Annotated in this window: 16 protein-coding genes and 4 tRNA genes; 10 read left to right on the top strand and 10 right to left on the bottom strand. The window is 37.8% G+C overall.

Translation table 11 applies throughout. The features are described from left to right. Positions 1 to 98: 98 nt before the first annotated feature. Both I6E24_RS12700 and I6E24_RS12695 read left to right on the top strand, forming a co-directional pair. Positions 99 to 1,388, top strand: a complete 1,290-nt coding sequence (locus I6E24_RS12700) for a M64 family metallopeptidase (RefSeq protein WP_235328906.1) — start codon at positions 99 to 101, stop codon at positions 1,386 to 1,388. Positions 1,389 to 1,406: 18 nt separating this feature from the next. Then, positions 1,407 to 1,937: a GNAT family N-acetyltransferase gene (locus tag I6E24_RS12695; protein ID WP_235328905.1), complete on the top strand. Its 531-nt coding sequence runs from the start codon at positions 1,407 to 1,409 to the stop codon at positions 1,935 to 1,937. Between the two features lie 62 nt (positions 1,938 to 1,999). Here I6E24_RS12695 and I6E24_RS12690 read toward each other — a convergent pair whose 3' ends face one another. The 8 genes from I6E24_RS12690 to I6E24_RS12655 form a co-directional block, all read right to left on the bottom strand. Continuing rightward, positions 2,000 to 2,464, bottom strand: a complete 465-nt coding sequence (locus tag I6E24_RS12690) for an ExbD/TolR family protein (protein ID WP_204404373.1) — start codon at positions 2,462 to 2,464, stop codon at positions 2,000 to 2,002. Positions 2,465 to 2,466: 2 nt separating this feature from the next. Then, on the bottom strand, positions 2,467 to 3,057 hold the full coding sequence (locus tag I6E24_RS12685) for an ExbD/TolR family protein (RefSeq protein ID WP_204404375.1): 591 nt from the start codon (positions 3,055 to 3,057) through the stop codon (positions 2,467 to 2,469). A gap of 30 nt (positions 3,058 to 3,087) precedes the next feature. Beyond that, complete coding sequence (locus I6E24_RS12680; RefSeq protein ID WP_154043202.1) at positions 3,088 to 3,555, bottom strand: hypothetical protein; 468 nt, start codon at positions 3,553 to 3,555, stop codon at positions 3,088 to 3,090. A gap of 8 nt (positions 3,556 to 3,563) precedes the next feature. Beyond that, the gene (locus I6E24_RS12675) at positions 3,564 to 4,319 is read right to left on the bottom strand and encodes a MotA/TolQ/ExbB proton channel family protein (protein ID WP_154043203.1); all 756 of its coding nucleotides are present in this window, start codon (positions 4,317 to 4,319) and stop codon (positions 3,564 to 3,566) included. A gap of 80 nt (positions 4,320 to 4,399) precedes the next feature. Then, a tRNA-Ser gene (locus I6E24_RS12670) sits at positions 4,400 to 4,487 on the bottom strand. 159 nt (positions 4,488 to 4,646) lie between these two features. Beyond that, a complete protein-coding gene (locus tag I6E24_RS12665) occupies positions 4,647 to 5,426 on the bottom strand; it encodes a TatD family hydrolase (protein WP_235328904.1) in 780 nt (259 codons plus the stop codon). Next, complete coding sequence (locus tag I6E24_RS12660) at positions 5,423 to 6,406, bottom strand: polyprenyl synthetase family protein (RefSeq protein ID WP_235328903.1); 984 nt, start codon at positions 6,404 to 6,406, stop codon at positions 5,423 to 5,425. Before I6E24_RS12660 ends, I6E24_RS12665 begins: the two co-directional genes overlap by 4 nt. Before the next feature lie 72 nt (positions 6,407 to 6,478). Continuing rightward, on the bottom strand, positions 6,479 to 7,165 hold the full coding sequence (locus I6E24_RS12655; RefSeq protein WP_235328902.1) for an energy transducer TonB: 687 nt from the start codon (positions 7,163 to 7,165) through the stop codon (positions 6,479 to 6,481). Positions 7,166 to 7,357: 192 nt separating this feature from the next. On the opposite strand from I6E24_RS12655, the gene cmk reads away from it, so the two are divergent. From cmk to I6E24_RS12615, 8 genes are all read left to right on the top strand, one after another. Continuing rightward, positions 7,358 to 8,050: a (d)CMP kinase gene (gene cmk / locus I6E24_RS12650; protein ID WP_235328901.1), complete on the top strand. Its 693-nt coding sequence runs from the start codon at positions 7,358 to 7,360 to the stop codon at positions 8,048 to 8,050. Continuing rightward, positions 8,043 to 8,909, top strand: a complete 867-nt coding sequence (locus I6E24_RS12645) for a 4-hydroxy-3-methylbut-2-enyl diphosphate reductase (protein WP_235328900.1) — start codon at positions 8,043 to 8,045, stop codon at positions 8,907 to 8,909. Before cmk ends, I6E24_RS12645 begins: the two co-directional genes overlap by 8 nt. A 106-nt stretch (positions 8,910 to 9,015) precedes the next feature. After that, a complete protein-coding gene (gene pfkA / locus I6E24_RS12640) occupies positions 9,016 to 9,996 on the top strand; it encodes a 6-phosphofructokinase (RefSeq protein ID WP_235328899.1) in 981 nt (326 codons plus the stop codon). 217 nt (positions 9,997 to 10,213) lie between these two features. Continuing rightward, the gene (locus tag I6E24_RS12635) at positions 10,214 to 10,900 is read left to right on the top strand and encodes a phosphatidylserine decarboxylase family protein (protein ID WP_235328897.1); all 687 of its coding nucleotides are present in this window, start codon (positions 10,214 to 10,216) and stop codon (positions 10,898 to 10,900) included. 9 nt (positions 10,901 to 10,909) lie between these two features. Next, on the top strand, positions 10,910 to 11,620 hold the full coding sequence (pssA, locus tag I6E24_RS12630; protein WP_235328896.1) for a CDP-diacylglycerol--serine O-phosphatidyltransferase: 711 nt from the start codon (positions 10,910 to 10,912) through the stop codon (positions 11,618 to 11,620). A gap of 51 nt (positions 11,621 to 11,671) precedes the next feature. Continuing rightward, on the top strand, positions 11,672 to 11,923 hold the full coding sequence (locus I6E24_RS12625; RefSeq protein WP_235328894.1) for a DUF4834 family protein: 252 nt from the start codon (positions 11,672 to 11,674) through the stop codon (positions 11,921 to 11,923). Positions 11,924 to 12,059: 136 nt separating this feature from the next. Beyond that, positions 12,060 to 12,132 (top strand) — tRNA-Met (locus tag I6E24_RS12620). A gap of 22 nt (positions 12,133 to 12,154) precedes the next feature. Beyond that, positions 12,155 to 12,227: transfer RNA gene (locus I6E24_RS12615), tRNA-Met, on the top strand. 152 nt (positions 12,228 to 12,379) lie between these two features. Here the strand turns inward: I6E24_RS12615 and I6E24_RS12610 are convergent. Together I6E24_RS12610 and I6E24_RS12605 are read right to left on the bottom strand one after the other, a co-directional pair. Beyond that, positions 12,380 to 12,454, bottom strand: a tRNA-Pro gene (locus I6E24_RS12610). Between the two features lie 92 nt (positions 12,455 to 12,546). Continuing rightward, on the bottom strand, positions 12,547 to 13,310 hold a 764-nt coding region (locus tag I6E24_RS12605), incomplete at its 5' end, for an IS30 family transposase (RefSeq protein WP_235328893.1).

Raw genomic sequence — 13,310 nt, 5'->3', positions numbered from 1 at the left:
ATGTAAGCATTTTCTTATATTTGTTTTATATTTAATTATCTTTGTGACAGATTCTTTATTTTTTTATATATTATAAATAAAAACAGTTTTAAATTATTATGACAAAAACTTTTTTATCTCTTTTTTTAGGATTTTCTGTGTGCACCTCCGGATATTGCCAAAGTTTTGAAGAGTTCTTTGCTGATAAAACACTTAGGGCTGACTATTTGTTCACAGGAAATAAAAAAAATCAGTCAGTTGTCCTTGACGAACTTAAGTCTATGGATGGGTGGGCTGGCAGAAGAAGTAATTTGGACAAACTGCCATTATCAGGCAACGGACAGTTGACTATGGTTGATAAAGCTACAGGAGTTGTTATTTACAGGACTTCTTTCTCCAGTCTGTTTCAGGAATGGCTGGGCGAAAATGAAGCTGAGACTTTAAGTAAGGGATATGAAAATACATTCCTGATGCCTTTCCCGAAGAAAGAAGCTTTGGTAACAGTTGAGCTGTTTAATGCACGACATGAGGTTTCGGCTTCGTTTACACATACTGTTCGGCCTGATGATATTTTGATTAAGAAGATTGGTGCAAAGAATGTGACTGATCATAAATATTTGCTGAATAACGGCTCTTCGGAAAAGTGTATTGATGTGGTGATAATGGCCGAGGGATATACTAAAGATGAGATGCAAACATTCTACAGTGATGCACAAAAGGCTTGTGACGCAATTTTCAGCCATTCTCCTTTTAAAGAGAATATGAAGCATTTTAATGTCGTAGCAGTTGCCAGCGAATCAGCAGACAGTGGAGTTAGTATTCCAAGGGAAAACGTCTGGAAATCGACAGCTGTAAGCTCGCATTTCGATACGTTTTATTCAGACAGGTATCTTACTTCGAGCAGTGTTAATGATATTCATGATTTGCTTGCCGGTATACCATACGAGCATATAATAATTCTTGCAAATACTGATACTTACGGTGGGGGAGGAATATATAATTCGTTTACACTCACCACTGCGCATCATTCAAAGTTCGAACCTGTGGTGGTACATGAGTTCGGGCACAGCTTTGGAGGTTTGGCTGATGAATATGCTTATACAGATGCACCGAGTCCGCTTTATCCGTATGATGTTGAACCGTGGGAACAGAATATTACTACATTGGTTGATTTTGAAAGTAAATGGAGTGATATGTTGCCCAAGGGATTTGCTTCTCCAACCAAGATTACAAAAGATAATTATAGTTCAACTGAAGCCTTGGGAGTTTATGAGGGAGCTGGATATAGTATGAAGGGTATTTACAGACCTGTTCCTGACTGCAGGATGCGGACAAATGAAGCAAAAGCCTTTTGCCCAGTCTGCCAAAGAGCACTACAACGGTTAATAGATTTTTATACAGAAAAATAATCAATTAATATATTCATTATGATTAAATTTAATCCAGTTAAGACAACTGATGTGTCGTATGCTTTTGTAGAAAATTTATTGCATGAATCATTTCCGGAAGAAGAAAGAAGAGATGATGATATGCAGAGGTATAATACAGACAATAATCCTTTGTTTACTGCATATCTGATTACTGATGATGCTGAAAATATAGGTCTTATTACATTATGGAAGCTGTCAGGGTTCCTTTATGTAGAACATCTTGCCACTTCGCCCAGTGTTAGAAACAAAGGATATGGAAAGATGATTATGCAGGCATTATTGAATAATTTTCCTGATTCCAAAATAGTTCTTGAAGTTGAGCTTCCCGAAGATGAGTTAAGTAAGCGTCGTATTGGTTTTTATGAAAGAAACGGTTTTACTCTTTGTGAAAAGCCATACATGCAGCCGCCGTATAGGAAATCAGGTAGTCCTATTCCAATGTACATCATGTTTTCCGGAACAGATTCAATTGATGGGATGTTCGACACTATAACATCCGAAATATATAAGAATGTTTATTTGGTATAAACTTATAGGTATAAAAAAAAGAGTTACTCGATTGAGTAACTCTTTTTTTATCTTTAATACTATTACTGACGTTGTGTTGCAGAATAGTTAATTTTCAAAGCGTATGCTTGACGAAGTGCTTGTTTAACCTCCTGTACAATACCCATCTTTGTCTTTGCATCAACCTTCAGTGATACTGTCATGAAAGGTTTGTCCTCTTCTTTCATGTTTTCACGTTCCTGATAGATATAATCCTGAACTTCGTTTGATTCAGCGAATTTATCGTTCAGCTGGATACGGTCTGTAGTACCCATTTTCTTTTGGAACTCAGGTAACGGTTTGCCTATGTAGATGAAGGAAACCAATGACTTCTTTTCAAGCTTTTCCAATTCTGTTGCCTGTGGAACCCTAAATTGAACCTTTAATGTAACCTCACGAAGAGTAGTCACAATCATGAAGAAGAACAAAATGGTAAAAATAAGGTCAGGCAGAGACGAAGTATTCAACTCCGGCATTTCTCGCTTACCTGTTTTATTAAACTTTCCCATTATTATTTTCCTCCATATTTTTTAGGTTCTGCTTCAGATATCTTCTGTGGATAGTAATCTATGATAGCTTCTTTTTGTTCTTCTGAACAGTCTGCAAATGATTTGCCGAATTGTGACATCGCTAATTCGTTACGCAATTCATTATAAGCAGCTACCAATTCGTTCTGAACCTGGATATAAACATCATAGCTTGTACCAACGTCGTTCTGTACAGAAATTACATGCTTTTCAGTTATCATAACATCGCCAAAGAATGGTAGATTCTTTCTATGCTTTTCCGGCATATTAGGGTCATCATTCGGATTGGCAATGAATTCTTTTGCTTTGTCTTTAAGTTGTCTTATGTCAAAACCAATTTCTCCGTTAACCATCAAATTGTCATCTTTGTTAATTTTAACCTGGAGAATGTTTCTTTCCTTAATGATAATGTCATTTTTTTGTTCTTCACTTTCCGGTGGTGGGGGCAGACGCCTTGCCAAACCACGGTCGGTGTCCATTGATGTCGTTATAAGGAAGAAAATAAGCAACATAAAAGAAATATCGGCCGTGGAACTTGCATTGATTCCTGGCACTTTTCTTTTTGTTTTTGCCATATCTTTTTATCTTACAATAAAATTAAAACTTTATCTTTTCTTGAATACGCCTAATAAATTCAGCAAAGTACCTATTGCTGCTATTACGAGCAGTACATAGGTTGAATACAAGAACATATCAGTAACCTTAATCAAGAACTTATTGTCATAGGTTACGCCACCACCTAAAACTACGGTTTCGTCAGAACCCATATTATAAGTTACGATCAGTAGAACTACCAAAAGAATAAATCCCAAGAATGATTTCAATGCAGCTTTTGGGTCATCCTTTAGTGCGGCACCGAATTGGATAACCGCTGCTATGATAGTCACAGCCACGCATAATGCAAACAATCCGTACATTAAATACATCAAAGCCGGAGTATTGGCAGGTTCTGTCAAACCTGCTGCGTTTGTTTCGCTGTATCCTACTCCGTAGAACATGCCTAGTACTACCAAGATTACGGCAATACATGCATAAAACACGTAGTATGATACTTTATATGATAATTTAGTCATCGTTCTTATTATTTTTTGTATTTCAAGTTGTACTTCATAATCATATCAAGCAAAGTGATTGAAGAGTCTTCCATCTGGCTTGTGATAGCTTCAATCTTAGACAAGATGTAGTTGTAGAAAGTTTGAAGAATCAAAGCTACGATAAGACCGAAGATAGTAGTAATCAAGGCCACTTTCATACCACCTGCTACGACTGTCGGAGAAATATCACCTGCCATCTGGATTTGGTCGAACGCCATGACCATACCAATCACAGTACCCAAGAATCCGAGTGACGGAGCCATCGCGATAAACAATGTAATCCAAGAGCATCCTTTTTCAAGGTAACCAGCCTGAACACCACCGTAAGAAACTACAGAACGTTCAACAACATCCAAACCTTCGTCAACTCTCATCAATCCCTGATAGCAGATAGAGGCAACAGGTCCGCGAGTGTTACGGCAGATAGTTTTTGCACCTTCTACATCACCTTTTTCCAAAGCTTCTTCAAGTTTTGCCATCAATTTCTTAGTGTCAACTTCAGCAAGGCTCAAGTAAATGATACGTTCGATACAGAAAGCCAAACCAAGTACCAATGCGATAGCAACCAAAGACATGAAACCAGCGTCACCTTCGATGAACTTAGTCTTAAGTTCTTTGTGCATACCACCTTCTTCAACTACTACTGTTTCAGTTGCCGCAGGAGCGTCCTGTGCGATAACAGACTGAGTCATTCCGAATGAGAGAACTCCCATTACTGCAAGAATTGCAAATAACTTTTTCATTGTGTGTCTAATTTTTTAAGATTAATTAATTAATAGTTTATTGTTTATTCTTAGTTGTTATTTTTTCTCTTTGACTATCGCGGAGAGAACGGGATTCGAACCCGTGATACGCTTTTGGCGTATACACGCTTTCCAGGCGTGCCTCTTCAACCACTCGAGCACCTCTCCTCAGCACCTATTTTTCCCTTCTTACATATTTAATTATATCCGTAATCGGTACTCATTTGTCCTTTTTCAGTCACAAATGTATTCTTTTTTTTTTTCTTACATAGCCTAAAAGACGAAAAAGTTTGCGATAACGCATAAAATTAATATTATTTAAAGACTTTAGTCGGCATTTTGGAACACTTTTAGTGCATTTCTTGTTGTATGGCGTGCAATATCGTCTATTGATGTATTAAAAATTTCGGCAAGTTTGTTTGCTATTGATGTGATGTATGCACTTTCGTTTCTTTTTCCTCTGTATGGTACTGGTGCAAGGTATGGCGAATCTGTTTCAAGTACTATTCTATCTATTGGCAGTTGCTTTAGTGTTTCCGGAAGGGTACTTTTCTTGAATGTTACAATACCGTTTATTCCCAGCATGAAATTCTTGTAGGACAACATATCGTTTGCCTCTTCCAGTGTTCCGCCAAAGCTATGGAATATTCCTCGTAATGGGGTATCCTTGTATTGAGACATTACTTCCAACATCTCTTTGTGAGCATTCCTGCAATGTATAATCAGAGGTAAATTGAACTTAAGGGCCCACTCCAATTGTATTCTGAATACTTCTTTTTGTTCTTCTACGTATGTCTTGTCCCAATAAAGATCCAAACCGACTTCTCCAATACCGTAGAATTTTCTTCCTGAAATCAGGACTTTTTCTACTTTTTCAAGTCTGATTTTCCAGTCGTCAGCAACCGAAGTGGGATGCAACCCCATAAGAGGATAGCAACCTGATGTTTTGTCGCAAAGTTTGAGTAGCGCATCTATGCTCTCATCGTCAATATTGGGCATAAACATTCTTGTTACACCTGCTTCCTTCGCCCTTATAATAGCCAGTTCCCTGTCGTTGTCGAATTCCTCGCAAAAAAGGTGTGTATGGGTATCAATCAATCCAATCATAATACTCTTTTCATTAATTGTTTTGTGAAGCTTTTCAGATTGTCTTTCAATGATGCTTCTACCGATACTTTTTCAAGTACTGCAAGTCCTTCGGCATATAGAGTATTGATTTTGTCCATACATATTTCTGGCAGACCGGTATTGTCGTAAATTTTCGTAACGGCTCTGATCTTTTCTTCAGGGATAAATGTATCAGCGTTTATCCATTTCATAAGTTCTTCTTTATCTTTGCCTGATGATTTTTCAAGAGCTGTTATAAGCATGAATGTCTTTTTGTTGGAACAGATGTCTCCTCCGATGTTTTTACCGAAAACTGATGAATCTGCATAAACGTCAAGATAGTCGTCCTGTAACTGGAAAGCAAGTCCCATTTTAATACCGAAATCGTAAAGCAGATTTGCATCTTCAACAGAAGCTCCGCCTAATATCGCGCCTATTTTAAGTGAAGCTGCAAGCAGAACGGAAGTTTTCAGGCAAATCATGTTCATGTATTCGTCAACTGTCACATCTAGTCTTTTTTCGAAATCCATATCCCACTGTTGTCCGTCGCATACTTCAAGAGCTGCTTTACTGAAAGTGGATGTGACTTCTGATATGTATTCGGCAGGACATGATTCCATCATCATTTTGAACGAAAGTATGAGCATGGCATCACCGGAAAGAATTGCGGTATTTTCATCCCATTTTTTATGTACGGTTGGTCTGTTTCTTCTCATGTCGGCTTTGTCCATGAGGTCATCGTGTAACAGTGTAAAATTATGGTATGTTTCCAGTGCCGCAGCTTGTTGATAGATTTTTTCAACGTCATCCTTGTATAGGTTGTAGGCCATTAACATCAAAACCGGACGAATACGTTTACCTCCTAAGCCAAGCACATATTCTATAGGCTTGTATAGATTTTCCGGCTCGTGAGTGTATGACAATTCTCCGATATACTTTTGGATTTTTTCTAATAGTTCTTTGTCTTCGTACTGCTTCATAGTTTTTTGTCTTTGGGCTAAAAACAAAAAGGCTGCCCTTTTGCGGACAGCCTTTTTAATGTTATAAAGTTATTACTGCAATCTGAATGTTACAGGCACTGTGTATTTTACACGTACAGCTTTACCACGCTGCATACCTGGTTTCCATTTTGGCATGGTGCTGATAACTCGAAGAGCTTCCTTGTCAAGATATGGATCGACAGAGCGCATAACTACAGGGTCAACGATAGAACCGTCCTGATTAACGACAAACTGAACGATTACACGTCCCTGAATACCGTTTTCCTGTGCGATTGTAGGATACTTGATGTTCTTGCTGAGGAATTTCATCAATTCTGCCATACCACCAGGGAATTCAGGCATCTGTTCTACAACCATGAAGATTTCTTCTTCTACAGGTTCTTCTTCTTCAACTACAGGCTCGATGTACTTGATTTCTACGGCTGTATTGTCATCTTCACTAGATTTGATAGTAGTTTCCTCTACATCCGCATCGTTCTCTGCAATCTGAATTACTTCTTCTACTTTCGGAGCTTCTGATGGAGGAGGTGCTTGCTTTTGCTCCGGTTCTTCTGTGATAGGAATCATTTCCTCCTCAAAAATCGGTTCAACGACACCAGTATCGGTAGTCACCTGCTTGTCGCGTTCTGTCCATTCGAAAGCCACAAACACTGCTGCCAATATCAGCACGTAACCAATCAGCATCCACGTGGATTTCTTACCCTCGAGGTCTGCTTTGGGCGATTTTTTAACTTCCATAAATGATTTGATAAATTGTTAATAATTCTCTGTGTGCAAATGTAGTATATTTATTTTAAAAAGCAACATCAAAAAGATAAAAATAGATTAAAACGGAAATATTTCTGCAAATGAGGATAAAACAGTAAAAACTTTTCCATATCTTTGATTTCCGAACGGAAAAGAATACACATTATATAATATAGATGTTTTATGAGAAAAATAACAATAGCGATAGACGGTTTCTCTTCTTGTGGTAAAAGCACGATGGCCAAGGATCTGGCAAAGGAAATCGGATATATATATATAGACAGTGGCGCAATGTATAGGGCAGTAACCCTGTATTGTCTCGAGAATTCGCTTTTTAACTCTGATGGAAGTGTGAATTCCGGGGAACTGGAAAAGCATATAAATGATATATCTGTATCGTTCTGTCTTAATAATGAGACTTTGAAACCGGAAACATTTCTGAATGGTGTAAACGTCGAGTCTAAGATAAGGACTATGGATGTCTCGTCCAGGGTTAGTCTTGTAGCGGCGTTGGGATTCGTGAGGGAAACTCTGGTGAAATTGCAGCAGGAAATGGGTAAAAGCAAGGGTATTGTCATGGACGGACGCGATATAGGTACGGTGGTTTTTCCTGATGCGGAGTTAAAGATATTTGTCACAGCTTCAGCTGAAATCAGGGCAAAAAGAAGATATGATGAACTGATGGCAAAAGGTCAGGAAGTATCATTTGATGAAATTCTCAAAAATGTAGAAGAGAGGGACAGGATAGACCTGACTAGAGCTGTGAGTCCTTTGAGAAAGGCTGATGATGCTATTGTATTGGATAATAGCAATATGACAGTAGAAGAACAGAAAGCATGGTTAATTAATGAATACCAAAAAGCGGCTAATGTATAATATAGAAATTGATAGTGAATCAGGGTTTTGTTTCGGTGTGACCACTGCTATAAAAAAGGCTGAGGAAGAGTTGGCAAAAGGAACTCCTCTATATTGTCTGGGAGATATAGTACATAATGGTCAAGAATGCGAACGTTTGAAGAAGCTGGGGCTTATAACTATTAACCATGAGGAGTATGCAAAACTTAAAAACGTGAAAGTGTTGCTACGTGCGCATGGTGAACCTCCGGAGACTTATAGGATAGCCGCAGAAAATAATATAGAAATCATTGATGCTACCTGTCCTGTGGTACTTAGGCTTCAAAAAAGAATTAAGCAGGAATATATCAGTAAAGAACCGGAAAGAGAAAAGCAGATAGTGATATATGGTAAGAATGGACATGCGGAGGTACTTGGGCTGGTTGGGCAGACAAATGGCGAGGCTATAGTTATTGAAAAAATAGAGGAGGTTGATAAGATTGACTTAAGTAGGGATGTGAGACTGTATTCACAGACGACCAAGTCTCTGGATGAGTTCAGAAATATTGTTTCATATATAGAACAGAATATCTCGAAATCTGCTACGTTTCAGTATTTTGATACTATATGCAGACAGGTGGCAAACAGAATGCCTAATATCAGAAAATTCGCAGCTTCGCATGATGTAATCCTCTTTGTGTGTGGACAGAAAAGTTCGAATGGAAAAATATTGTTTCACGAATGTAAGGAAATAAACAACAGGACATATCAGGTTGATAAACCGGAAGATATTGACATGGAGTGGTTCAGGAATGCAAAGTCTATAGGAATATGTGGAGCTACTTCAACTCCTAAATGGCTTATGGATAAATGTAAGAATGTAATATTGGAATCATGTTAAAGAATTTACAATTCATGTTAACTTAAAATACATATCTATTTAATACAACTTAATGACGGAATTTGTAAATTTGCAGCATTGAAACAAACTAATAATATTCAACAATATGGCAAGTATTAAATGTGTTGGTATCCTCACTTCAGGAGGAGATGCTCCGGGTATGAATGCGGCAATTCGTGCCGTAACCCGTTCTGCGATATATAATGGATTGAAGGTTAAAGGTATCTATAGAGGATATAAAGGCCTTATAACCGGTGAAATACAGGAGTTCAAAACTCAAAATGTAAGTAATATCATACAGCTGGGAGGTACAATCCTGAAGACTGCAAGATGTATGGAGTTCAAAACTCCGGAAGGACGTCAGGTCGCACATGAAACTATGGTTCGCGAAGGAATAGATGCCTTGATAGTAATTGGTGGTGACGGTTCGCTGACTGGAGCCAGATTGTTGGCGGAAGAGTTTGATGTGCCATGTATAGGACTTCCTGGTACTATAGATAACGACCTTTATGGAACAGATACCACTATTGGCTATGATACGGCTTTGAATACAATTCTTGATGCGGTTGACAAAATCAGAGATACCGCAACATCTCACGAACGTCTGTTCTTTGTAGAGGTTATGGGACGTGACGCCGGATTCCTTGCATTGAACGGAGCCATAGCTGCGGGTGCTGAAGCTGCCATTATTCCGGAATTTAATACAGAAGTTGACCAGCTTGAAGAGTTTATCAAGAACGGTTTCCGTAAATCCAAGAGCAGCTCTATTGTGTTGGTTGCAGAAAGTGAAATTACCGGTGGTGCAATGCATTATGCTGAACGTGTGAAAAACGAATATCCTCAGTATGATGTACGTGTAACTATTTTGGGACACTTGCAGCGTGGAGGACGTCCTACTGCTCACGATAGAATTATTGCCAGCCGAATGGGAGTTGCAAGTATTCAGGCGTTGATGGAAGGCCAGAGAAACGTCATGATAGGTATAGAAAACGACAAAATCGTTTATGTACCGTTTGCTAAGGCAATAAAAAATGACAAGCCTATTGACCGTGAGCTTGTGAATGTATTAAACGAACTCTCAATTTAAAAATAGAAAGATAATAACATTAGTTTATATTCCCGGATGAGCTGTTTGGTGAATCCGGGATTTTTTTTTACACTACATTTTATCTGATTAAAGGTTTGCAAAGCTTTTGCAAATTTGTTGCAAAACGTTTTTTCTCGTGTTTTACTTGCAGGGTAATTAAAATAGGCTTATTTTTGCGTGTTAAAAATACCTATTTTATTACTTTTATCATATCATCATGAACAGAATAAAGAAGCTGAAGAAAATCCGCATACATCATGAGGGAACAAATATACTTATCACAAGCGCAATAGTTCTATTGGCTGTAAATATTGCTTTCTATTATTTCATAGAAAATAAGATTCCGTTTTACATATTGGCTGTCATAAGTTTGGTTTTATATCTTCTAATGGTTAATTTTTTCCGATGCCCTATAAGATTATTCAAAGGGGAAACAGAGAAAATAGTTGTTGCCCCTGCTGACGGAAGAATAGTGGTGATAGAAGAAGTGGAGGAACATGAGTATTTTCATGACAGAAGATTGATGATTTCGATATTTATGGATATAACAAATGTGCATGCTAACTGGTATCCGGTGGATGGCGTGGTAAAGCATGTGCAACACCATAACGGAAGATTCATAAAAGCATGGCTTCCGAAGGCAAGTACAGAGAATGAACGTTCTACAATCATAATTGAAACGCCTGAAGGTGAGACTGTAATGGCACGTCAGATAGCCGGTGCGGTGGCAAGGAGAATTGTAACTTACGCTACTCCTGGTGAAGATTGTTATATTGACGAACACATGGGATTCATTAAATTTGGTTCTAGAGTGGATGTCTATCTTCCTTTGGGTACAGAAGTATGTGTTGAAATGAATCAGAAGACAACTGGTAACGAAACAGTTATTGCAAAACTTAAATAATAGGAGTCTATGTCAAATATCATAACTAGGAATATACCTAACAGTATTACAAGCTGTAATCTGTTTTGCGGGTGTGTAGCATCTTATATGGCATTCCAAAACGAATACAGATTGGCTATGTTGTTTATAGTTCTTGGGGCTGTTTTCGATTTTTTTGATGGTATGACAGCACGACTTCTTAAAGTGTCTTCGCCAATAGGTAAAGAATTGGATTCTCTTGCGGACAATATAACTTTTGGACTTGCACCGTCTGCCATTGTCTTTTCTTTATTCAAGGAAGTATATATGCCATCTTTTATGGCCGGAATTTCTGAATATGTTCCATACTTTGCGTTTATAATCTCTGTATTTTCAGCTTTGCGCCTGGCTAAATTTAATTTGGATGAACGTCAGACGAGATCGTTTATAGGAATGCCCACACCTGCAAATGCTCTTTTTTGGAGTTCATTTGCTATATGGATAATTGAGGATAGCAATCTGATACATTCGTTTAATGCTTTATATTTATTATTGTTGGTAATATTCATGTCGCTTCTTTTAGTTTCAGAGTTGCCAATGTTCTCTCTGAAATTCAAAAGCCTGTCATGGAAAAGTAATAAAATCCAGTATATATTTCTTGCAGTAAGCGTTATTCTGCTTGGCCTTTGTGGCTTGAGCGGACTTCCTGCAGTGATTATATGGTATATCATATTGTCTGCCATTACTTATAAGAAAGCGTGATATTGTAATTGTGGCACGGTTATTGTATCATAATCAATAAAAACGATAGCTATGTTTCATATTTTAGGAATAATATTTTTTATAATAATCTTTGTATTGATTATAGGTTTCACTATTGTATATAAAATAGTGAGAACGGTGTTGAATGTAGGAAAAAGTGGCAAAAACAAAGAAAAAAACTTTGGCTTTGAGGAAAATAAAACTGATTTTACTGCATCCCATAAGAAAACATCAAATGTCAAAAAGAAAGTATTTGACGACAATGAAGGAGAGTATATAGAGTTTGAAGAGATAAAAGATTGATTCTTTTATCTCTTTTCTGTCATTATATTAGATGTTCTTTACCTGATTTAACCTTAGTTATACAATTTAGTTGCTTAATCATTTGGATTTTATAATATAAAGTAGTACCTTTGCACTCGCAAACAGGAAATAACATCGCGGAGTGGAGCAGTTGGTAGCTCGTTGGGCTCATAACCCAAAGGTCGTCTGTTCGAGTCAGGCCTCCGCAACTAAAAAAAATAAAATTAACATCGCGGAGTGGAGCAGTTGGTAGCTCGTTGGGCTCATAACCCAAAGGTCGTCTGTTCGAGTCAGGCCTCCGCAACTAAATTATAGAGAAGTCTTTATGACTTCTCTTTTTTTTATGCTCTTACTTGTTATATTCACTAAAAATCGGGTGAGCCCTGAAAGATCGGTTGACTATATAAAACAATAAAAGCATCAATAATCATCAGATTATCAATGCTTTATTCTTAGTCGGGATGACTGGATTCGAACCAGCGACCACGCGCCCCCCAGACGCGTACTCTAACCGGGCTGAGCTACATCCCGAATTGCGGATGCAAAATTAGTGCTTTTTTTATAATAAGCAAATTATTTAGTTCATTTTGCATGTTGTGTAGAGTCAAGTGGCAAGTGCAAAATTAGCAAATACTTTTATAAAACTCGATTTTTGGGGTTGAAAACCCTAATTTTTTGCGCGGTCTATCATTAATTTGATATTGTACTTTGTTCAGTTCCGCTTGAGACACCTGTCTGAAATCTGTACCTTTAGGGAAATATTCCCGAAGTATTTTATTCATATTTTCAATTGCCCCTTTTTGTCCCGAACAATATGGATCTGCAAAATACACAGTACAATCCAGCGCTTTACATATAGCCTTGTGATTACGAAATTCAATTCCATTATCTGTTGTGATAGTATACACATGTTTTTTGAAAGGGAGCAGAAGTCTTACTACGGCTTTCTCTACATCCTCAGGTTTCTTGGATGGAAGTTTTGTTTGTAGAAACATATTCTTACTTCGTTCAATTATTGTAAGAACTGCACTTTTTTGCTCTACTCCAATAACTAAATCCATCTCCCAGTCTCCAAATCTTTTTCCATTGGCTTCTGCCGGTCTTTCATGGATGGATACCCTGTCAGGAATCATGCTTTTTCCTGCTGTCTTATATGGCTTAGCCTGGTGACGCCTGTATTTCATATGGTGATGACAATATTTTGAAAGCTCAGGCTTTCTTCTGATTTCCTGATAGATACGTTCCTTAGATATGCGTTTTCCCTCTTTTTTCAGATGTCCTGAAATTTGTTCCGGAGACCATCCTTTCCCTTTTAGTAACTTTATGGCAAGCTCCAGCACCCCAGGTTTTATTGCTGTGTTGCGTACTATTCGCTCCCTCTTTTCAC

This window comes from Bacteroides caecigallinarum (assembly GCF_021530995.1).
GTDB classification, from domain to species: Bacteria; Bacteroidota; Bacteroidia; order Bacteroidales; family Bacteroidaceae; genus Phocaeicola; species Phocaeicola faecigallinarum.
Note: the sequence above shows the minus strand (reverse complement) of the source record. Positions and strands in the feature narration are given on the sequence as shown.